The sequence below is a fragment of the Paenibacillus sp. W4I10 genome, from assembly GCF_030816325.1.
GTDB classification, from domain to species: domain Bacteria; phylum Bacillota; class Bacilli; order Paenibacillales; family Paenibacillaceae; genus Paenibacillus; species Paenibacillus amylolyticus_B.
Genome location: NZ_JAUSXX010000001.1, coordinates 4,709,909 through 4,729,451 on the forward strand (window position 1 = coordinate 4,709,909; position 19,543 = coordinate 4,729,451).

The 19,543-nt window shown below is 48.7% G+C and carries 22 protein-coding genes and 1 riboswitch; of the genes, 7 read left to right on the top strand and 15 right to left on the bottom strand.

The window, feature by feature from the left end:
- The first annotated feature begins 145 nt into the window (after positions 1-145).
- The 7 genes from QF049_RS21080 to QF049_RS21110 all read left to right on the top strand — a co-directional run bounded on the left by QF049_RS21080 (position 146) and on the right by QF049_RS21110 (position 5,940).
- On the top strand, positions 146-532 hold the full coding sequence (locus tag QF049_RS21080) for a VOC family protein (RefSeq protein ID WP_307540344.1): 387 nt from the start codon (positions 146-148) through the stop codon (positions 530-532).
- Between the two features lie 16 nt (positions 533-548).
- On the top strand, positions 549-1,304 hold the full coding sequence (locus tag QF049_RS21085; RefSeq protein WP_307540346.1) for an NAD-dependent epimerase/dehydratase family protein: 756 nt from the start codon (positions 549-551) through the stop codon (positions 1,302-1,304).
- A gap of 127 nt (positions 1,305-1,431) precedes the next feature.
- Positions 1,432-1,544, top strand: a riboswitch (TPP riboswitch).
- A gap of 219 nt (positions 1,545-1,763) precedes the next feature.
- Positions 1,764-2,804, top strand: a complete 1,041-nt coding sequence (locus tag QF049_RS21090) for an ABC transporter substrate-binding protein (RefSeq protein WP_036673166.1) — start codon at positions 1,764-1,766, stop codon at positions 2,802-2,804.
- A gap of 223 nt (positions 2,805-3,027) precedes the next feature.
- A complete protein-coding gene (locus QF049_RS21095; RefSeq protein ID WP_307540349.1) occupies positions 3,028-3,318 on the top strand; it encodes an MTH1187 family thiamine-binding protein in 291 nt (96 codons plus the stop codon).
- Positions 3,318-4,076: an ABC transporter permease gene (locus tag QF049_RS21100; protein WP_124117990.1), complete on the top strand. Its 759-nt coding sequence runs from the start codon at positions 3,318-3,320 to the stop codon at positions 4,074-4,076. The genes QF049_RS21095 and QF049_RS21100 overlap by 1 nt, the downstream gene beginning before the upstream one ends.
- Positions 4,077-4,119: 43 nt before the next feature.
- Entirely contained in the window at positions 4,120-5,028 is a 909-nt protein-coding gene (locus QF049_RS21105; RefSeq protein WP_307540353.1) for an ABC transporter ATP-binding protein, read from the top strand.
- Positions 5,029-5,133: 105 nt separating this feature from the next.
- Positions 5,134-5,940 carry a TatD family hydrolase gene (locus QF049_RS21110; RefSeq protein WP_307540355.1) on the top strand — a complete coding sequence of 269 codons (807 nt, stop codon included), beginning with the start codon at positions 5,134-5,136 and terminating at the stop codon, positions 5,938-5,940.
- A 280-nt stretch (positions 5,941-6,220) separates the two neighbouring features.
- On the opposite strand, the gene nfsA is transcribed toward QF049_RS21110, so the two are convergent.
- The 15 genes from nfsA to QF049_RS21185 form a co-directional block, all read right to left on the bottom strand.
- Entirely contained in the window at positions 6,221-6,964 is a 744-nt protein-coding gene (gene nfsA, locus QF049_RS21115; protein ID WP_091018428.1) for an oxygen-insensitive NADPH nitroreductase, read from the bottom strand.
- Positions 6,957-7,556, bottom strand: a complete 600-nt coding sequence (locus QF049_RS21120) for a TetR family transcriptional regulator (protein WP_307540359.1) — start codon at positions 7,554-7,556, stop codon at positions 6,957-6,959. Before QF049_RS21120 ends, nfsA begins: the two co-directional genes overlap by 8 nt.
- A 155-nt stretch (positions 7,557-7,711) precedes the next feature.
- Positions 7,712-8,872: a YhgE/Pip domain-containing protein gene (locus tag QF049_RS21125; RefSeq protein ID WP_307540361.1), complete on the bottom strand. Its 1,161-nt coding sequence runs from the start codon at positions 8,870-8,872 to the stop codon at positions 7,712-7,714.
- 346 nt (positions 8,873-9,218) lie between these two features.
- Positions 9,219-11,696: a heavy metal translocating P-type ATPase gene (locus tag QF049_RS21130; protein WP_307540364.1), complete on the bottom strand. Its 2,478-nt coding sequence runs from the start codon at positions 11,694-11,696 to the stop codon at positions 9,219-9,221.
- Between the two features lie 225 nt (positions 11,697-11,921).
- Entirely contained in the window at positions 11,922-12,122 is a 201-nt protein-coding gene (locus QF049_RS21135; RefSeq protein ID WP_017691004.1) for a copper ion binding protein, read from the bottom strand.
- 58 nt (positions 12,123-12,180) lie between these two features.
- The gene (locus QF049_RS21140) at positions 12,181-12,537 is read right to left on the bottom strand and encodes a metal-sensitive transcriptional regulator (protein WP_307543360.1); all 357 of its coding nucleotides are present in this window, start codon (positions 12,535-12,537) and stop codon (positions 12,181-12,183) included.
- 165 nt (positions 12,538-12,702) lie between these two features.
- A complete protein-coding gene (locus QF049_RS21145) occupies positions 12,703-13,191 on the bottom strand; it encodes a GNAT family N-acetyltransferase (protein ID WP_307540366.1) in 489 nt (162 codons plus the stop codon).
- Between the two features lie 123 nt (positions 13,192-13,314).
- Positions 13,315-13,500 carry a hypothetical protein gene (locus tag QF049_RS21150; protein WP_307540368.1) on the bottom strand — a complete coding sequence of 62 codons (186 nt, stop codon included), beginning with the start codon at positions 13,498-13,500 and terminating at the stop codon, positions 13,315-13,317.
- 192 nt (positions 13,501-13,692) lie between these two features.
- Complete coding sequence (locus QF049_RS21155; protein WP_307540370.1) at positions 13,693-14,034, bottom strand: hypothetical protein; 342 nt, start codon at positions 14,032-14,034, stop codon at positions 13,693-13,695.
- The gene (locus QF049_RS21160) at positions 14,018-14,296 is read right to left on the bottom strand and encodes a hypothetical protein (RefSeq protein WP_307540372.1); all 279 of its coding nucleotides are present in this window, start codon (positions 14,294-14,296) and stop codon (positions 14,018-14,020) included. The genes QF049_RS21155 and QF049_RS21160 overlap by 17 nt, the downstream gene beginning before the upstream one ends.
- 255 nt (positions 14,297-14,551) lie before the next feature.
- Entirely contained in the window at positions 14,552-15,310 is a 759-nt protein-coding gene (locus tag QF049_RS21165; RefSeq protein WP_307540374.1) for a nucleoside phosphorylase, read from the bottom strand.
- A gap of 1 nt (position 15,311) precedes the next feature.
- The gene (locus QF049_RS21170) at positions 15,312-15,983 is read right to left on the bottom strand and encodes a sulfite oxidase-like oxidoreductase (protein WP_307540376.1); all 672 of its coding nucleotides are present in this window, start codon (positions 15,981-15,983) and stop codon (positions 15,312-15,314) included.
- Between the two features lie 47 nt (positions 15,984-16,030).
- Entirely contained in the window at positions 16,031-16,954 is a 924-nt protein-coding gene (locus QF049_RS21175; protein WP_307540378.1) for an ABC transporter permease, read from the bottom strand.
- Positions 16,938-18,005 (bottom strand): ABC transporter permease, encoded by a 1,068-nt coding sequence (locus QF049_RS21180; RefSeq protein ID WP_017691012.1) that lies wholly within the window; start codon positions 18,003-18,005, stop codon positions 16,938-16,940. The genes QF049_RS21175 and QF049_RS21180 overlap by 17 nt, the downstream gene beginning before the upstream one ends.
- A complete protein-coding gene (locus QF049_RS21185; RefSeq protein ID WP_307540382.1) occupies positions 18,002-19,501 on the bottom strand; it encodes an ABC transporter ATP-binding protein in 1,500 nt (499 codons plus the stop codon). Before QF049_RS21185 ends, QF049_RS21180 begins: the two co-directional genes overlap by 4 nt.
- Positions 19,502-19,543: the final 42 nt, after the last annotated feature.

The following is a 19,543-nucleotide window of genomic DNA, read 5'->3' on the forward strand; positions in this document are numbered from 1 at the left end:
ATGACGAAACCCTCTACATAAGTGAACATTCTGTGAACAATTGTGGTTTTTCCGAATTAAAACTGGATTTGACAACCATGTAGTACAGCCCTATGATATCCCTTAATATGGTATAAACACTCACTACATAAGGAGGATTTGGATTATGAGTTTTCAAAAACGCATTGACCACGTCGGTATTGCCGTTCGTGATCTGGAGACCACGCTGCGTTTCTATACGGAGATTGTTGGTCTTGAATTGAAAGACCGGGTAACCCATACCAACGGGGTCATTCAGCTCGCCTTCCTTGGCTTCAATGGAAGTAACGAGACTGAGATTGAGTTAATTCAAGGATACAGCGACAAGCTGCCTGCCGAAGGAACTGTGCACCATTTTGCCATCCACGTGGATGATCTTGATTCTGAGTACAAACGCATTCAATCCACCGAAGCCGAATTTATTGATGGAGAGATTATTACACTGCCTAACGGTTACCGCTATTTCTTCATCTATGGACCTGAAAAGGAATGGATTGAGTTCTTCCAGCGCTAAGAATAGGAGTTGATGTATGAACATTTTAATTACCGGCGCAGCCGGGAAAATTGGCCGTGACTTGTCCCAACACTTGTCAGAAGCATATCACCTGCGACTAACGGATTTGAATATCGACAGACTGCATACGTATCAAGGGACCGGCCATGAGATCATGACATTGGATGTGACAGATCCCGAAGCCTGTCAGCATGCTTGCGAAGGCATGGATGTAGTTGTACATCTGGCGGGAGATCCTTCCCCGAATGCCGGATTTTATGAATCGTTGTTGGACATCAATATCAAAGGTACATTTAATGTATTCCGTGCAGCTAAAGACCAAGGTGTACGAAGAGTCATTCTTGCAAGCAGTGCACAGACGATTGAGGGGTATCCCATTGATGCTCAAGTCTACCCGGACATGCCAACACGCCCACGGAATTTGTACGGGGTTAGCAAATGTTTTGGAGAATCGCTCGCTTCCTATTTTGCGTATACCGAAGGTTTACAAAGTGTAGCAATACGTATAGGTGCATATGATGATTTTCAACCGGACGGACCAGCGCTGGAGGCAAGGGATATAAGCGCGTATATTAGTCCGGCTGACTTGTGTGATTTGATGCTCAAAGCAATTACAACTACCGATCTGGAACCCTTCACCATACTGCATGGGATCTCGAATAACCGGTTTAAACGATTGAATCTGGAAACCACTCAGAAACAGGTAGGCTATGAACCAAAATCCGATGCTTTTGCACTCAGCCAGATTTCCTTATATGATTCGCCACGATAATTATTCAGGCTGTTATACATATGTATAACGGCCTGTTTGATAAGTTCATACGTGTCCCCATCCAGTTCCTGACTGGACACGTTCCACCCGCTGGCCTATAATTACACCTAGTAATGCCCGTAACTTCATAGTTTCCCAGGGGAGTCGGAATTGGCCGGCTGAGAGTGTATCCCACCAAGATACTAACCCTTAGACCTGATCTGGATCATGCCAGCGTAGGAATCGGAGTATATCGAAATGGCACAGCCCTATGCTGAACGCCACCTCTCTAACGCCTGCACGCGTCCCGGATTACGGGACGCTTTTTTAATGTTCTTTTATATAGCCAGAGAGCTAAAAAAGTGACGTTATCCAGATCTCAACTGGTATAAATCTGTCGATTTATGCAAGATGATTGGATATGAAGCCAAGGAGTACCCCGTGCCAATCGGCCGGACATACCGAAGGAGAGAACCACAGATGAAATGGCGTAAAACGATGGGATTGTTGCTCTTATGCGTGCTTATGGTGACTGTAGCCGCATGTGGTGGCAAAGAAGCTGCCCCAGCTGGGCAGAACGGCAACACAAATACGGAAAGTAGCAACGAAGGTGATACTGCCGCCCTGAAAGATATTAAAGTGGTGCTCGACTGGACACCAAATACGAATCATACCGGCCTGTATGCGGCTGTGGATCAAGGTTTTTACAAGGCTGAGGGCTTGAATGTAGAGATTGTACAACCAGGTGCCGGTGGCGCAGATACAATGGTTGCCTCGAATGAAGTGCCTTTTGGCGTAAGTTATCAGGAGAGTGTAACTCAAGCCCGCACACAGGGTGTTCCATTGGTCTCCATCGCAGCAGTTATTCAGCATAATACATCTGGTTTCGCTGCTCCGGCGGATCGGAATATCAAGTCACCGAAAGATTTTGAAGGTAAAACCTATGGCGGTTGGGGTTCCCCAGTCGAAGAAGCCGTGATGCAATCCATTATGGAAGGCGACGGAGCCGATGTATCCAAAGTGAAAAACATTAACATGGGTGACGCTGACTTTTTCACCGCAGTGAAACGAGACATTGATTTCGCGTGGATTTTCTACGCCTGGACGGGTATTGAAGCCGAACTGCGCGGGGAACCCATCGACATGTTGTATGTGAAGGATTATTCAGATGCATTGGATTACTACACGCCTGTCCTCGTAACAAACGAGCAGACGATTCAGAACGACCCTGAGTTGGTGAAAGCATTCCTGAAAGCCACTTCAGAAGGATATCAATACGCAATTGATCATCCCGAAGACGCAGCGAATATTCTGATCAAGGCCGTCCCGGATCTGGATAAAGACTTGGTACTGGCAAGCCAGAAATGGCTTAGTCCAAAGTACACGGATGACGCCCCGCGCTGGGGAGAACAAAAACAGGAAGTGTGGCAGAACTACACCGACTGGATGTTTAGCAAAAAACTGCTGGATGAACAGATCGATGTGAGCAAGGCATACACAAACGAGTTTTTACCCCAATAAAATTTCTCATATAAAACGAACTTAATATTTACACGAGGACGGAGAGGACAGAAATAACGTGAAAAAGCGAAGCGGTCGCCTTTATCACCGGATTTTCCCTTAGAGAAAGGGAATCAAAAAAATCTGGGGATAACAGCGATTGGAAGGTTATTCTGTCATCGAAGTGGCAAGTGTAACAGTCATTGGTTCATTTTATATATCACGAAAGGAGCCGTGATCTCTCATGGCAAGCACATTACTTAGCATTCAGGTTATTCCGAAAACGCCAAATGGCGAGAACTCTTATCCTTACGTAGATCGCGCCATTGAAGTTATTCAGCAATCCGGCCTGAAATATCAGGTGAACGCGCTCGACACCACGATAGAGGGGGAACTGGAGGAACTGCTGGAGGTTGTCCGTAAAATGCACGAGGTACTCGTGGAGGCTGGCAGTCCAAGCATCATCTCCCAGATCAAAATCGCCCATAGCCCTACTGGCTTAAGCATGGATACCCTGACGGAGAAGTATCGCTAATGCATACCTATTTCAAAAGTGTATGGCCGCCCATTGTGGCGGTTATTCTCTTTATAGCGATATGGCAGGGAGCCGTCTCCCTCTTCCATATTGAGAAATGGATGCTGCCTGCACCGTCCGATATCGCCCGCGAAGCGGCAACTCAGGCCGAACGGCTTGGCATGCACGCTTCCGCAACCATTCAGTTAACGCTTATCGGATTCGCCGCTGGAACAGCGGTCGGATTACTGATTGCAATGGTGCTGCATTTGGTTCCTTTTCTCAAGTCGGCCCTGTACCCTTTACTTATTCTTAGTCAAAATATCCCAACCATCGCGCTCGCGCCGCTCCTGTTAATCTGGTTCGGATTCGGGCTGTTGCCCAAGCTGATTACCATCATCCTCGTCTGCTTCTTCCCCGTTGCAGTGGCAGCCATGGACGGCTTGACCCGTACAGATGCAGCGATGATGAACTATATGCGCATGGCTGGTGCGAAACGTCATCATATCTTCTGGAAGCTGGAGCTTCCCCATGCGCTGCCATCCGTGTTCTCCGGTGTCAAAATCGCTGCTACCTATAGCGTGATGGGTGCCATCATCGCCGAATGGATTGGCGCAGACAAGGGTATTGGTTATTATATGATGCTGCAAAAGTCGGCTTATCGTACGGACCGCCTATTCGTGGCGATCATGATTATTGTCGCGCTCAGCTTGCTGCTCTTCCTGTTCATTGCCCTTCTGGAGAAGCTGCTCGTGCGCTGGCGGCCACAGAAGCGGTAGTAAAGCATGTAATGTAATCTGTATATTAGGAAGTGATGACCATATGAATCGGCAACAGGACGAACAAGTCCAGCCTGGACGAGGAGCAAGTGTAATGGAGCAAAAGCACGGTGAAAAACTCCACCCAGTTAAGCCTGATCGACCTGCCAACACGACTCCTGCTCCGGTTCCACCTGCACTGGACGTTGTTAATGTTCATGCATCATTCCGTGAACGGCGGAGCAGGTTACCGGTTCTGAACGGCCTGTCCCTGACTGTGGAGCAAGGCGAGTTTGTTGCTATCGTTGGACCTTCTGGCTGTGGGAAAAGCACCCTGTTCCATATCATCGGCGGTCTGCTGAAGCCACAGGAAGGCCAAGTGCTTATGAACGGTCAGAATGTAACGGGACAGCGTGGCAAGATTAGTTATATGCCACAACAGCCCGCTCTTTTCCCGTGGCGCACCATTGAAGACAATGTACTGCTTGCTGGTGAAGTAGCTTCAAGCACTCCCCCTCGGGCTGAAGCACTTGCAGAAGCTCGTAAGTGGTTAAGCAGCGTGGGTCTTGCCGGATTCGAGCAAGCCTATCCTCATATGCTGTCGGGCGGAATGCAGCAGCGTGCTGCATTTTTGCGCGCCCTGCTCAGTCCGCAGGAACTCATGCTGCTGGACGAACCTTTCAGCGCGCTGGATGCACTGACACGTAGCGACATGCAGCGCTGGCTGCTCGATATCTGGGAACAGAACCGCCGCTCGGTGCTGTTCATCACCCATAATATCGAAGAAGCATTGCTGCTAGCTGATCGGGTCTATGTATTATCCAACCGACCTGCAACAGTGTTGCACGAGGTACATGTTCCTTTTGATCGCCCAAGACGAGAAGAAATTACGGAGGAATCCGCTTTTCTGGAGCGTAAACGGCAGATTGCACAGTGGATGAGAGAAGAGCAGCAGAAAGCCCGCCTATCTTGATAGTGCGGGTTTTTAAGTTATTATTTTCCTTTAATGGGTGATCCATTATATGAAATCTGACGTACCATAATTAAACTATATATGAACACAAGGAGGATTTCCCTCATGCTTTCTCAAGCTTTCGCTCCATTCATTGATGCTCATATTCACTTGGATCAGTATGCCCCTGACGAACTACGCGAGTTGCTGTTATCTTTCCCGTCTCAGCAGGTTGAAGCGGTAATTGCGGTATCCATGAATCTGGCCTCTGCCCAGGTCAATCTGGAGCTTGCAGATCAACATCCACGCACCATATATCCGGCCTTCGGTTTTCATCCGGAACAGGAACTGCCATCCGCTACAGAGATGGACCTGTTCTTCCAATGGATCGAGAAGCATATAGGACAAGCCACAGCCATCGGAGAAGTCGGCCTTCCCTATTACAATCGTCAGGAAGCAGAGCAAGCAGGACAGCGCTTCGATCAGAGCGGGTATATCAAGCTGCTTGAACGTTTCATCCAACTTGCCAAAAAGCATAACAAACCACTTGTCCTTCATGCGGTATACGATGATGCGGATATTGTCTGTGATCTGCTGGAGCAATATCAGTTCCGACGTGCTCATTTCCATTGGTTCAAAGGTTCTCGCCAAACCGTAAGGCGCATGGCGGACAACGGTTATTTCATTTCCTTCACGCCGGATATTGTGTATGAAGAAGAGATTCGTGAACTCGCCCGGCAATATCCATCAGAACAAGTGATGGCCGAGACCGACGGACCTTGGCCCTTCGAAGGACCATTTCAGGGACGAATGACACACCCGGCCATGACCAGACAGGTCATCCAGGCATGGAGTGAGATCACTGGCATGGGAACCGAGCGGGCCGCCCGTCTCTTTTATCAGAACACAAAGCGTTTCTATGGCTTAACTTGATTACAATCACGTAATTGCAAGCACTCTCACTTGCCCGTGTCCACACAACACAAAGAAGACAGTCGTTTTCACCCCGACTGTCTTCTAATTTATATATATCAGTTGAACTAAATTTTTGCACAAGAATGTAGAGGACAGAAATAACCTGAGGAAGCAGAGCGTTCGCCTTTATCACTAGATTTTCACCTTTACAAAAATTGGATCAATAAATCTGGGGATAACAGCGATCGGAAGATTGTTCTGTCATCGGAATGGCAAGTGTAACTACCTTCCGTTCAACTTAACGCTTCAAGAATCCTTTGCCTTCCAGGAACGGTCTCACCTGCAAACGTGTCGGCTCAGTCAGTCGCTTCGCCATCAGTTCGGACCATGGGGTCGTTCGTTCTCCATTGGTCCGTTCTTTCATGTACGCGGTTGTGGTCTCATCATACTGCGCAACACCTTGGAGGCTCTGCTCGGCATTATATCGATTATGATGCAGGACTGCATCCAGCGGCAGACGTGGGCGAATTCCCGTTTCCTGATCTGCAACACCAATACACATGCCGTACACCGGATATACGCCCTCAGGTAATCCTAACAGCTCAGCGACTTCTTCAATTCGAGTACGAAGCCCGCCGATATATACGATTCCGAAGCCAAGGGATTCGGCTGCAAGAGCGGCATTCTGGGAAGCCAAAGCGGCATCAATCGTGGCTACCATGAAATTCTCGGTCGAATCGGCATACGATTCCTTCTCAGGAAGATGACGTTTCGCAGCATCACTCAGCCGATACAGATCTGCACACCATACCAGAAACACCGGACATTCATTGACGTAGGCCTGATTGCCTGCCAATTCAGCCAGCTTGGCTTTTTGCTCCGATTCAGTCACAGCAATCACGGTATAAGCTTGTACACTGCTTGAAGAGGAAGCCATCTGCCCTGCCGATACAATGGCTGCAAGCTGCTCATCACTTACCGGGTCTGGCTTAAATTTTCGTACAGAGCGGTGCTTCATCATCAACTCAATGGTTTCATTCATGGCGGTTCACTCCCAATCCTCGAAGTACGAACTCAATTGTCTGCTCCGCGAGCTCGTCTGTATTCATATCTTGATAATCAAAGCCAAATCGTGAATTCTTGGCCCGTTTGTGCGCCAAAGCCACACCCATAACCTGAAGCATTGCATAAGATACGGACTCGATTTGGAATAATCCCTGGTCCTTTCCTTCTTGCAGCAGTTCCCTCACACGTGTCCAGACGGGGTCCAGAAAACGAAATACGGTAGCTGTGCGATGTGTACGCAGTGTAATTTCAAGCTGCACAATATCGCTCATCTCCCGATCTGTCATCGTGAACTTCACAACTTCACCAATAATTCGGCGGATACCTTCCACAGGCGAGGACATGGACTCTTCCGCCAGCGAGTTCATCATATGATCGGGGAAGAAATGTTCAAATAATGCCTCGAACACCTTTTCTTTGCCGCCAAAATGGTATGAGACCAGTGACACGTTTGCACCCGCCTCATCACAGATTTGACGAACACTCGTCCCGTCATACCCCTGCTGTGCAAAAAGCTTCTTGGCTGCAAGCAATATCCTCGTTTTGATATCCAACTCCGGTTCCGTCATTCCGTCCCGCTCCCTCTTGTCCGTTCATCTCATTCGCTCCAGCTCAAGGACTGCAGCCAGCGAATCATCTGTCTATTATATTACACCAAGCACCCCGATGAAAATCATCGGGGTGCTTGTCCTATCCTATGATGCAATGGTATACATCTGCTGTATTAGTTGTTTGCTTGAGCAGGGCTTGGAGCCATAGCTGGCATGCGTTGTTTTTTCAATAACGTCACGACCAGTGACAACGCAACGGCAACCAACAGTACAATCACGATAGAGCCCGCAGCAGACTGAACTCCTGGGCCTCCCAACTGCACGCTCAGAATACCCTGAACGGCGTATGTTGCAGGCAGGTACTGCCCAATGCCGCTATAGAAGCTGTTCAGCAATTCACGCGGTACCATTGCGCCGGAAGATACCAGTTGCAAGGACAGTGAAATGATGTTGAACAGACTTCCTGCAGGTCCGAAGCAGATCAGGAAGAACTGGGAGAAGAACATGAACGTGCACAGGAAGAGCGCCTGGAACAACCAGAATGCAACGAATCCTTGTGCAATCTGTCCTCCCAATGCAACGATCAGTGATGATCCCAGCAAGGAAACGACCAATGCAGAACCCACGTTAATGACTACTCGCGCGCCAAACAAAGTCAATCGGGAATAGGTAGATGACAGCATACCCATGGCTGTCTGGAGGTTCATCCCCATGATCATGGCACCTACATAGGAAGCCAGTACCATCATCATTGGCACCATTTGATTATTCATCCCATTAACCGGGTTGATGGACGTTGTCGTTCCTTCCACTCGGGTAGTCAGGTTTGTCGCGGCTTCAGCAGCCTGATCGGCAGGTGCACCTGAAGCGGTCAACACCGTCTGTACTCCTTGTGCTGTAGCTTGTTTGTTAATCGTGTTTGTCACACTTTGTGATACACCTTGCATCATGCTTTTGATCGTAACCGGGTTTGCTTCATTAATGGTGTATTTAATCTCGGCGGTTGAGCCAGCCGTCTGAAGCATTTCGTTAAATCCAGCCGGGATATCCAGCACCATGTGTACTTGGTGATGATTTAACTGATCCAACGCTTCAGCCGCACTTAGATTGGATACGGTATGGAAAGGCAGTGTTCCAGCGAGCGAATCTGCAATTCCTTTGGACATTTCGCCGTCCTCATTCACAATTGCAACCGTCAATTCTTTCGTACGGTCATTTACTCCAGAATATGCGGTCATCCAGATCACGCTAAAGATCACTTGGAACATAAGTGCTGTTACGATCCCTACAATCACTGGCGGTTTTTTAAACAATGTACGTAAAGCCTGTAACATAAAAGGTGTCCTCCATTACTCAAATAGTTCTAATTTGATTTAAACAGTTGTTTGAATCAAACGATCGTTTAAATTTTATGTGAATATGTCCATATTGTCAACTCATTTTTGAAAAATTCAGAAAACGTAAGCTTTATTCATGAATACAATTGATCCATTTTCACAAAAGAGTATTATGCTATCCTTTCTACGTAGAAAAGAACATCTATACCAACGATTCAGGCTTACTTTCTGGCGACTCAACTGTATTTTTCTCAACAAAAAAACCGGTCCGCCGCAGCGAACCGCACCTATATCCTCACTTTATTACAATGAAACGTTGGATATCGATATAAACAAAGATCGTTCAGTCATTTCTCTTCAGTTTCATGCGTTGCAGACGTAGGGAATTCAGTACAACCGACACGGAGCTGAACGCCATCGCCGCCCCTGCCAACCATGGAGCCAAGAAGCCAACTGCCGCAATGGGAATACCAATAACGTTGTATCCGAGTGCCCAAAACAGGTTTTGTTTGATGTTACCCATCGTGCGCCGGCTCATCTCAATCGCATCTGCAATACTGTTCAGATCACCACGCATCAACGTAATATCCGCCGCTTCCATTGCTACATCCGTTCCTGTTCCGATGGCCATTCCAATATCAGCAGTAGCAAGTGCCGGAGCATCATTAATGCCATCACCTACCATCGCAACTTTCAGACCACTCTCCTGAAGTTTCTTCACTTCCGCAGCTTTACCTTCGGGCAGAACCTCAGCCAGAACTTTACCGATCCCTGCCTGTTCCGCTACAGCGCGAGCAGTTCGCTCATTGTCTCCCGTGATCATGATCACATCAATCCCCATGCCCTGAAGACGACCAATGGCTTCGCGAGAGGTATCCTTGATGGTGTCAGCCACAGCCACGATCCCTGCCCACTGACCATCCACCGCTACTAGCATCGCTGTACGCCCTTGTTCCTCCAAATGGTTCATCTGCTGAACGGTTTCCTCAGAGACATTCACCTTTGCATCTGCAAGCAATCGTCGTGTACCGACCAGAATTTCCTGCCCTTGTACTGAAGCTCGCACGCCGTATCCCGGTATGTTCTCGAACTTCTCTGTTGAGGTCAGCTCCAGACCCTTGGCACGGATACCTGCAACAATCGCCTCTGCCAGCGGATGCTCCGAACCCTGTTCAGCCGCTCCCACACGCTCAAGCAGATCGGATTCCGTCCAATTCGGAGCCGTGATAACATCGGTAAGCACGGGTTTACCTTGAGTCACTGTACCTGTTTTGTCGAGCACCACGGTCTGAATCTGTTGTGCGGACTCCAGATGTTCGCCGCCTTTGAACAGAATGCCGTACTCAGCAGCACGGCCTGACCCAGCCATGATTGAGGTCGGCGTGGCCAGCCCCAGTGCACATGGACAGGCAATGACGAGCACAGCAATGGCTTTTTCAAGGGAACCGGCGAAGTCACCCGGACTTGCAAACAGATACCAGATCAGGAATGTCAATGCAGCTATGCCGACGACAATCGGAACAAATATGCCTGATATAACATCTGCAATCCGCTGAATCGGCGCTTTGGAGCCCTGAGCTTGTTCCACCACTTTGATAATCTGGGACAGAGCCGTGTCCGAACCTACTCGAGTCGCACGCAGTCGTAATACTCCATTTTTGTTCAGCGTAGCACCTGTAACGGCATCTCCCGGTTTTTTATCCACGGGAAGGCTCTCTCCACTTAGCATGGATTCATCTACAGAGGATTGCCCCTCCTCAACGATACCATCTACTGGTATGCTGTCACCCGGCTTCACCAAAATGAGTTCTCCTACCGCAACATATGCAGCAGGAACCATAATTTCCTGTCCATCCCGGATGACACGGGCTTCACGTGGAGCCAACTCAATCAGGCTTTTGATCGCCTGTGAAGAGCGACCTTTCGCCACAGCTTCCAACCATTTTCCCAGTAAAATTAACGTAATTAGAATTGCACTTGTCTCATAATAGAGTTCTACCGAAGGCATGGCGGCTGTGCCCGTTCCCATTGCACCATGATCCACCGACGCAAAAGGCAAGTACCCACTGGATAACGTCAGATACAGACTGTAGAAAAACGCTGCGCTGGTACCCAGTGCGACAAGAACATCCATATTCGCGCTGCGGTTGCGAAGTGCTTTGTACGCTCCTATATAGAACTGCCACCCAATCACGAACTGTACCGGTGTTGCCAGCAGCAGTTGGAACCAAGGGTTCATGAACAGCTCGGGTACATAGATTCCGGATGTGAACGAGAAATGCCCAACCATTGCCCACAGCAAAGGAATCGATAACAAAGCTGATATCATCCATTTCCACTTTTTGCGTTGCAGCTCACGTTCACGAACCGATGTGGTCTCTTCTTGGGTCAATTGCAGTTCAGCACCATAGCCCATCTGCTTGATCTTGGCAGTAATATCCGAAGGTTTCAATGAGCCCGCGGCATATTCGATATGCCCTGTCTCCAGCGCCAGATTCACATTCGCCTGAGATACCCCGGGTAGTCGGGAAAGACCTTTTTCAATCCGGGCAGAACAGGCGGCACACGTCATACCGGTGATGTTCAGATCAACCGATTCTGATACTGTACCATAGCCAAGCGCCTCTACTTTATCCCGCAACGCATTCACGTTGGTTGTCTTCGGATCATAAGATACGATTGCCTGTTCGATGGCAAGGTTCACATTGGCCTGACGCACACCTTCCATGCGGGACAATCCCTTCTCCACTCGCGTCGAACATGCAGCACAGGTCATTCCCGTGATGTGCAGTGTTGCCTTCAGCCCAGGTGTTTCTGCCATAGGTGGTATTGGGGTGGGTTCGGATGATCTATCCATTGGTTTATTCGTTGAGTTATCCATCATGTCAGCTCCTTTCATGTCGATTCAATTTTTGTATGTTGCATTCAACATACCCCTAAGGGGTATATATTAGACAGAAAATTAGGCTTAAACCTGGCTCTTGGAAAAAGGTACTTTGACCTCTTTTTCGCCCATGAGCATGTTCGGTTTAAGCCTGTGATCCCTTTAGACTACATCGTATCCCTGATCTTCAATGGCAGCTTTGATCTGATCCACGTTCACCGTCTGCTCATCATATTCCACCGCTACTGTACCCGCTGCCAGATCAACCTTACCACTCGCACCGGTATTCTTCACAGCTTCTTCAACCGACTTCACACAGTGATTGCAAGACATTCCCGTAACGTTCAACGTAACATTAGACATTGTAAATTCCTCCTTGGGGTATATTAAATGATAAATTAAATAGGTGAATTGATTCGACTTACTTCATTAACTTCCGCATCGTAACCAGCAGTTCATCCACAACCTCATGTTCACCAGCCTGAATACGCTCAACGATACAGCTCTTCATATGGCCTTCAAGCAAAAGTTTGCCTACCGAATTAAGAGCAGACTGAGCCGCCGCAATCTGCGTCAGCACATCATCACAGTACGTATCCTTCTCGATCAATCCCTTGATCCCGCGAATCTGACCTTCCACACGGTTCAAACGAGAAACCAGGTTACTCTTCATCTCCTGCGAATGGTGACTCTTGCGCACATGCTTCCCATCACTGCCTTCGGCATGACAGGATACTGCTTCTTGAACTGTAGCCAAAGCTTCCGTTGAATCGGTCATGGAGGATTGCAAAGGTTCCTCGGGATGGCTCTGATGATCCATCATGAACACCCCTTTTCTTTCGTTCTTTTCTAAAAATAACATACCCCATGGGGGTATTCAAGAGTATTCTGATATTCTGATAAAAATGGATGAATCCTTCCTAATTAAAAAGAGCAGTGCATCTTACAAGGTATATTCCATCCTGCTGCTGCGAACGACCAGACCCATCTGTTCATAGAAAGCCTGTGCGCCAGAGTTAAAAGTCGACACGGATAATTCCACGCTGTCTGCCTGAAGCTCTCTCCCTAGCTCGATGAATGCTTGTAGTAACTGTTTGCCTGTTCCTTGGCCCCGATGCTTGGTATCCACTACAAGTTCATGGATGTACAACATCTTGCGATCCACCATCAATGGGTTATCTTGAATAGCACTCAACTGCGCACTCCCGTAACCCAGAATCAAGCCCGTTTCTAAAGATTCGGCAACATACAGGTAACGCTTGTCCGTTTCCAGCAGTTCGGTGAACTCCTTTTCCTCCATTCTGGTCTCTAACACTCTGTATAGATCGGGCCGCGCCTCGACATGCATCTGGTGAAGCTCATCCATCAACAATGACACGCCAGAGTAGTCCCTCATTTCTGCCTTTCTGATTTTAATCTTACCCGTACTCATCCTCATCACTCTTTCATCTACTGAATTTTACATTATTATACAACCAAAAAGCAGATACCATAAGGGTACCTGCTTCGCTAAATTTATCTTCATTCCATCAAGCCCATATGATGCTCATGTTGTTTATTTTTTCGAAGAAGCATTTCCTTCATTAAAAGCAACAGGTGATGGCTTCGCTGCCCATTCGTCCGCCTGCGGCTCAATGTCTACTCCGCTCAAGATTTTCTTTTTCTCCATCAAGGAATCCCCGTCTTCATCCAGCTTGTTGCGAATTTCCGCCTCGTCCTGAGGTTGATTGTTCTGTTTCATCGTAGAGTCCTCCCTTTTTCGTATTCATGTTGATGTTCCTTTATATAACCTGCCCACTTTCTGCATTATCATTCTTCGCGAAGGACAGGCCATCCACTTATTCCCCAGTTAAACATAATGACGTATAGATATGCGCCCTAATTACATGCGCATTCTCCATACGTCATTTTTCATGATATATCCTGTTCCCCGTTAATCGAAATCAACCTGTTTATCCAAAATGATTTCCTCTACTTTGTATTCCATCTCCGGTATTGAGGGAATCAAGGAGAATCGAACGTTTTCCAGAGAAGAAGGAAGGGCAGGAACCACTCGGAAACTAATTTGCGTCTCCCCACCTCCTCCACGACTGCCATGTCTCATGGTGATATGTCTCTGTTCGCTGAATATTTCCAGAGCCAAGTGTGGAACCATTTGTATACGCTCAGCTTCATTCCCTTTATATTGAATCTCCACATATACGAGGCTTTCGCCTTCATATTGCATCGAATGCGTGATCATATACTCACACGAATCTTTAATCATTTTCTTCATAATCGGCACCCAATTGAAGAGGTTCACTTGGAAAGTAGTGTCTTTGAGGCATCGGTTGCACGCTACGGAGAACATATCGGATATCTTCCTCCTTCATATCCAGTAAGCTCACCCATTCATCGATGGTATTTTGAGGGGGTTGGTATTGGACAGCTCCGGTTATGTCCTTTCTGGCTGCGACCAGTTTCAAAAGTTGCTCATCAATCCGCTGTACCTCATCGCTGTATTCATTAGGAATTTCACGTAATTCACTCCAGCCCATATATAATCACTCTCCTAATTTAATGACATACCATGCAAATACAATTCGCTACTGTAACTTTATCCCCTCTTCTTTTTCAGTTTATTTAAAAGGCTCCACTTAACCAAAAACGGAAAAATCAAAAAGTAAAGGACGCCCCCTGGGTCATATTTATGACCTTACGGGACGCCCCTTTTATATTGTCCACCTCAAATGGACATCATCTACTGTTTTGATTGAAACAATAAGAAAAAATGTATACTTGCCTTAACTAACCTATGTCTGATCCTGACGAGCAAGCGCTACTAGCGCTTGCAGAGCGGCATTAATCTCGCGCTCCACCGCTTGTCCAACCGCATCTGTATGCGGATCATACTCGGCAGCCAGATCGCTGTCCGCGAATCCATCAATTGCGACAATGGCTCCGGCACGAGCGCCACGTAAGGTGCTGACGATGTAGAGTGCCGCAATTTCCATCTCGGCCGCAAGTGCTCCAGCCTGCTTGTACTTGCGGTGTGGAATCTCTTCCACGCCTGCAAAGAACGCATCCAGCGTTACGGTGATACCAACGCCCACTTTGCCTGCAAAGGTTGTAGCATCCGCGTTCCCCTGCTCACGAGCAGCTTCAATCAACGCTTGCGTCACCCCAATGTCCGCTACCGCCGGGAAACCATCCGGCACCAGTTGGCGAGTCAATCCATCTGTACGAACAGCGGCTGTACTCACAATCACACTACCTGCCGGATAATCCGCTGTATACGATCCCGCTGTACCTACACGAATCAGTGTCGTTACACCCGCGCGAATCAATTCTTCGAAGCACACAGCTGCTCCAGGTGAACCTACACCATGGCTAACCACAGCGATCTGTACCCCTTCATACAATCCAACAAATGTACGATACTCCCGACTGAACGCCAGTTCTCTCGCCTGCTCCAGCTTACGGGAAATCTTCTCTGCACGTGCCGGATCACCACAGACGATGGCATATGCCGGCATGTCTTCCGAATGAATCTGCAAAATAGGCATCAACATATCAATCAAACTCCTTCTTCGTCCACTCGTCTTCCGGAATCGGCAGATCTTCACCCGAGAAGCGTTGTTCCTTGAACGGATCGGCAAAATGGTGGAAACCATTCACTTCCCAGAATCCGTTACGGTCTTCTGTCATAAACTCCAGCCCACGTATCCACTTCGCACTCTTCCAGAAGTAAAGCTGTGGCACAACCATACGCAGTGGAAAACCATGCTTGGGTGTTAGTGGCTCACCGTTATATTTGAATGCAAGCAGTACGTCATCATGCATCAATTCTTCGAGCGGTACATTTGTCTCATAATCATGATCTGCATGGATCATGACGTATTTTGCTTCCGGCTTAACCCCCAGAAGTTTCACAAAATCGGAGAAGCGAATACCTTCCCACGGCGTATCGAATTTGGACCAACGGGTAACACAGTGAATATCACTAACCGTGTTCACCTGAGGCATCGCTTGCAACTCAGCTAGGGAGAACACCTTCTCCTCTTCCACTTCGCCGAATACCTTCAAGTCCCAGGTGGACAGGTCATATTCCGGCACTTCCCCTTCATGCAGAATCGGGAATTTCTCCGTCAGCATCTGTCCCGGCGGCAAGCGATCTCCATGATCATTGCCTGCTTTGGGTGCCGGGGTTTTTCCTTTTTTCAAACGTTCAGCCTTGTTATGCAAGTGGAATTCCTCCTTCTTCTTCTGCCTCTAGCATGGGCATTCAGGAATTAACGCGAGCTTCCGCCCGCTTTCAGTGCATCCTGTGCATAGGTACGGTCTTTGAAAAAGAACATTGCGACCAGCGTCACAATATACGGCAACATCAATGTGAAATGGGTTGGCAAGGAGAAGCCTTGCAGACGAATACTCAATGCTTCCATGAAGCCAAACAGTACACTTGAGCCCATCACGCCAAGCGGATTCGCTTGCCCCAACATCGTTGCTACGAGTGCAATGAAGCCACGACCCGCGGTCATACCTTCGGTAAACATCGTCACCTGACCGAGCGACAACTGTGCGCCAGCCAGAGCACACAACACACCGCACATCAGAACAGCACCGTACTGGATGCATCGTACCTTGATCCCGATGCTCTGTGCTGCAATCGGGTTCTCACCGACGGAGCGCAGGCGGAAGCCGGATACACTTTTGAACAGATAGAATTGCAGTCCAATCACGAGCACAATACCGAGGTAGACCAAGGGACTATGTCCCGATAATACATCGCCCACCCACGGGATGTCGTTAATCAGCGGAATATCCCACTTGGGAAGTCCAACCATGTCTTTGTCGTAGTATGCACCTTTTACATCAAAAATCGCACGCAGTGCAAAGGTCGTCACCCCCGCAGCCAGGAAATTCAGCGAGATCCCGACCACGATGGCGTTGGCCTTGAGATTAATACTTATAAAGGCAAAGAGCGCCGAGAACAACATGACGATAATAATGGAAAAGAGTACAGCCAGCAGCACATTGCCAAACAGATAATTACCGACAATGGCGGAGAACGCACCAATCAAAACCAGTCCTTCGAGACCCACGTTGAACAGACCGACACGGGAACATAAAGCCCCACCGAGCGCTGCAAGCAGGATTGGAGTCATAATCCGCAAGGTTGAGCCAAACATGGCTGCATCAAACAGTTGTTGCATTGGACTTTTTCTCCTTTCTCCGCTTCAGGAATGAATAACCGATCTGAGCTGATACAAATAACGTCAATACGGCCTGGATGACACTGCCGACTTCCAGCGGCACATCCGTATTCCGTTCCATCCCCATGGCACCTGTCTGTAACGCAGCGAGCAAAATGGCTGCCACAGCTGTACCAAGTGGATGCGAACGGGCAAGTAGCGTGGCCATAATGCCGCTCCATGCATAACTTGCCGATGACAACGAGCCATCAAGGAAACGGTACTGTGTACCGAGCACTTCCCCCGCACCCGCGAGTCCAGCAAGTCCACCACTGATGACCATAGACAGCATCATCATGCGAATGCGGCGAACACCACCGTAGGTTGCAAAGGACGGGTTGCTGCCGAGCATGCGGATCTCGTAACCAGTCACCGTTTTATGAGTGAACCAGTAGATCAGAATAGCCGCGACTATGGCAATGATGAAGCCAGCATGCAGTCCCATGCCCTGGAACAACTTCGGCAACCAGATACTCTGATCAATCATGGGTGTCTGAGCCATCGCTGCAGATCCAGTCCGATCCTTGAATGGATAGGAGACCATGTATCCACCAAAATAAATGGCAATATAGTTAAGTAATAAGGTTGTAATCAATAAGTTCATGCCGAAACGAGCATCCAGCCAACCTGCAAACAGAGACCAGATTCCCCCGGCAACAATACCTGCCACAATCGCAGCAATACACACAAACCAGCCTGGTCCTGGCAGATAGAGCGCCGTGAGCGCGGCACTGAGCCCGCCAAGAATCATCTGACCTTCGGCTCCCATATTGAAAAATCCGGCACGGAATGCCAAGGCTACGCCAAGTCCCGCCAAGATGATCGGTGTGGAACGAGCCAGTGTATTGGTGAAGAAGTAGAAGTTGCCGAAGGCCCCTTTCCACATCTCCGCATACGTATCCACCACATTACCGCCAACAATCAGAATCGCCACAGCCCCTGCAATCAGACCGATGAATACGGCAAGCAGCGGCTGTACGAGTCCGCGAAGTGTTTCTTTTACCCGATTCATATCCGCTCTTTCCCTCCTGCCATTAACAAACTGATCTGTTCCTCCGTCGCTTCCTCTGCTCTCAGTTCTCCGGCAATTTCGCCTTCATACATCACAATAATGCGATCCGATAATTGCAAAATCTCAGACAACTCCGATGAAATGAGCAAAATACCCGCACCTTCACTACGTTTACGTAGCAATTCAGCATGAATCGTCTCCATCGCTCCGATATCCACACCACGTGTTGGTTCGGCTGCAATCAGAAACGGTGTATCTTGTGCAAATTCACGAGCGGCAATCAGCTTCTGCAAATTACCTCCGGACAGAAACTGCGCCTTGGTCTCCGCAGAACCCGTCTTGATGCTGAACTGTTTGATCCAGCTTTCTACCATTGTTCTTGCTGCTTTCGCTTTGATAATGCCACGTGACTGCAAGCGATGATGATGTCCCATCAGCCCGTTCTCGCGAACGCTCGCATCTTTGGCCGCTCCCCACATATAACGATCTTCCGGGATATGAGCAAGTCCATGCTCCCGAATGCGCCGTACAGGCCAATTGGTTGTATCCTGCCCGGAGAGCACAACGCGACCACTGTCCGCCTTACGCAGTCCCGCAATCACTTGAATCAATTCCGACTGGCCGTTACCCGAGATACCGGCTATGCCAACGACTTCGCCTTTACGAACCTCCATATGGATCTCCTTGAGCGCCGAACGATCCTTGGCCCCGGACAGATTGACCCCTTCCACCTGAAGAACGGCTTCGGCTGGAACCGATGGCTGCTTGTCCATACGCACAAGTTCACGACCAACCATCAGACGGGACAATTCCTCCACATGTGTATCTTTGGCTTCTAACGTACCCGTTACCTGACCATCCCGAAGTACCGTAATCCGGTCGGCTACATCCATGACTTCTTGCAGCTTGTGCGTGATTAGTACAAAGGTTTTGCCCAGCTTTGCGAGTGATTTCATGTTCGCCAGCAGTTCCTTTACTTCCAGCGGCGTCAGTACCGCCGATGGTTCATCCAATATAATGATGTCTGCGCCCTGATGCAGCACCTTAAGAATTTCAACACGCTGCTGCATGCCAAGCGGGCACTCGGACACTTTTTTCCACGGGTCAACCGGCATGCCATATTGTCTGCCAAGCTCATTCACCTGGGCCGCTGCTTTTTTACGGTCAAATGCACCTGCCTTAGCCGGTTCGCGCCCAATCACGATGTTCTCCGCCACCGTAAAGGAAGGGAACAGCATGAAATGCTGGTGCACCATACCGATCCCACTTGCCATCGCCTGGGACGGCGTAGCGAAGCTCACTTCGCGTCCACGGACTTTGATTGTTCCTGTCGTAGGCTGTTCCATACCGTACAGCATACGCATCAAGGTTGTTTTACCGGCCCCGTTCTCACCGACAAGGGCATGAATCTCTCCCTCACGCAAATTAAAACGGATGTCACGGTTAGCGGTGAAGCCGCCGTATTTCTTCGTAATCTGCTCCATCTCCAACAGCATATCTCGAGTTCGCTCCTCTCGGTCTCGGTCATTTAATAGCAG

What these genes read in the sequence shown, in the direction of transcription:
- QF049_RS21080 (WP_307540344.1), top strand. Translation starts at nt 146, where the DNA reads ATGAGTTTTCAAAAACGCATTGACCACGTCGGTATTGCCGTTCGTGAT.
- QF049_RS21085 (WP_307540346.1), top strand. Translation starts at nt 549, where the DNA reads ATGAACATTTTAATTACCGGCGCAGCCGGGAAAATTGGCCGTGACTTG.
- QF049_RS21090 (WP_036673166.1), top strand. Translation starts at nt 1,764, where the DNA reads ATGAAATGGCGTAAAACGATGGGATTGTTGCTCTTATGCGTGCTTATG.
- QF049_RS21095 (WP_307540349.1), top strand. Translation starts at nt 3,028, where the DNA reads ATGGCAAGCACATTACTTAGCATTCAGGTTATTCCGAAAACGCCAAAT.
- QF049_RS21100 (WP_124117990.1), top strand. Translation starts at nt 3,318, where the DNA reads ATGCATACCTATTTCAAAAGTGTATGGCCGCCCATTGTGGCGGTTATT.
- QF049_RS21105 (WP_307540353.1), top strand. Translation starts at nt 4,120, where the DNA reads ATGAATCGGCAACAGGACGAACAAGTCCAGCCTGGACGAGGAGCAAGT.
- QF049_RS21110 (WP_307540355.1), top strand. Translation starts at nt 5,134, where the DNA reads ATGCTTTCTCAAGCTTTCGCTCCATTCATTGATGCTCATATTCACTTG.
- nfsA (WP_091018428.1), bottom strand. Translation starts at nt 6,964, where the DNA reads ATGAATGAAACCATTGAGTTGATGATGAAGCACCGCTCTGTACGAAAA.
- QF049_RS21120 (WP_307540359.1), bottom strand. Translation starts at nt 7,556, where the DNA reads ATGACGGAACCGGAGTTGGATATCAAAACGAGGATATTGCTTGCAGCC.
- QF049_RS21125 (WP_307540361.1), bottom strand. Translation starts at nt 8,872, where the DNA reads ATGTTACAGGCTTTACGTACATTGTTTAAAAAACCGCCAGTGATTGTA.
- QF049_RS21130 (WP_307540364.1), bottom strand. Translation starts at nt 11,696, where the DNA reads ATGGCAGAAACACCTGGGCTGAAGGCAACACTGCACATCACGGGAATG.
- QF049_RS21135 (WP_017691004.1), bottom strand. Translation starts at nt 12,122, where the DNA reads ATGTCTAATGTTACGTTGAACGTTACGGGAATGTCTTGCAATCACTGT.
- QF049_RS21140 (WP_307543360.1), bottom strand. Translation starts at nt 12,537, where the DNA reads ATGACCGATTCAACGGAAGCTTTGGCTACAGTTCAAGAAGCAGTATCC.
- QF049_RS21145 (WP_307540366.1), bottom strand. Translation starts at nt 13,191, where the DNA reads ATGAGTACGGGTAAGATTAAAATCAGAAAGGCAGAAATGAGGGACTAC.
- QF049_RS21150 (WP_307540368.1), bottom strand. Translation starts at nt 13,500, where the DNA reads ATGAAACAGAACAATCAACCTCAGGACGAGGCGGAAATTCGCAACAAG.
- QF049_RS21155 (WP_307540370.1), bottom strand. Translation starts at nt 14,034, where the DNA reads ATGAAGAAAATGATTAAAGATTCGTGTGAGTATATGATCACGCATTCG.
- QF049_RS21160 (WP_307540372.1), bottom strand. Translation starts at nt 14,296, where the DNA reads ATGGGCTGGAGTGAATTACGTGAAATTCCTAATGAATACAGCGATGAG.
- QF049_RS21165 (WP_307540374.1), bottom strand. Translation starts at nt 15,310, where the DNA reads ATGTTGATGCCTATTTTGCAGATTCATTCGGAAGACATGCCGGCATAT.
- QF049_RS21175 (WP_307540378.1), bottom strand. Translation starts at nt 16,954, where the DNA reads ATGCAACAACTGTTTGATGCAGCCATGTTTGGCTCAACCTTGCGGATT.
- QF049_RS21180 (WP_017691012.1), bottom strand. Translation starts at nt 18,005, where the DNA reads ATGAATCGGGTAAAAGAAACACTTCGCGGACTCGTACAGCCGCTGCTT.
- QF049_RS21185 (WP_307540382.1), bottom strand. Translation starts at nt 19,501, where the DNA reads ATGCTGTTGGAGATGGAGCAGATTACGAAGAAATACGGCGGCTTCACC.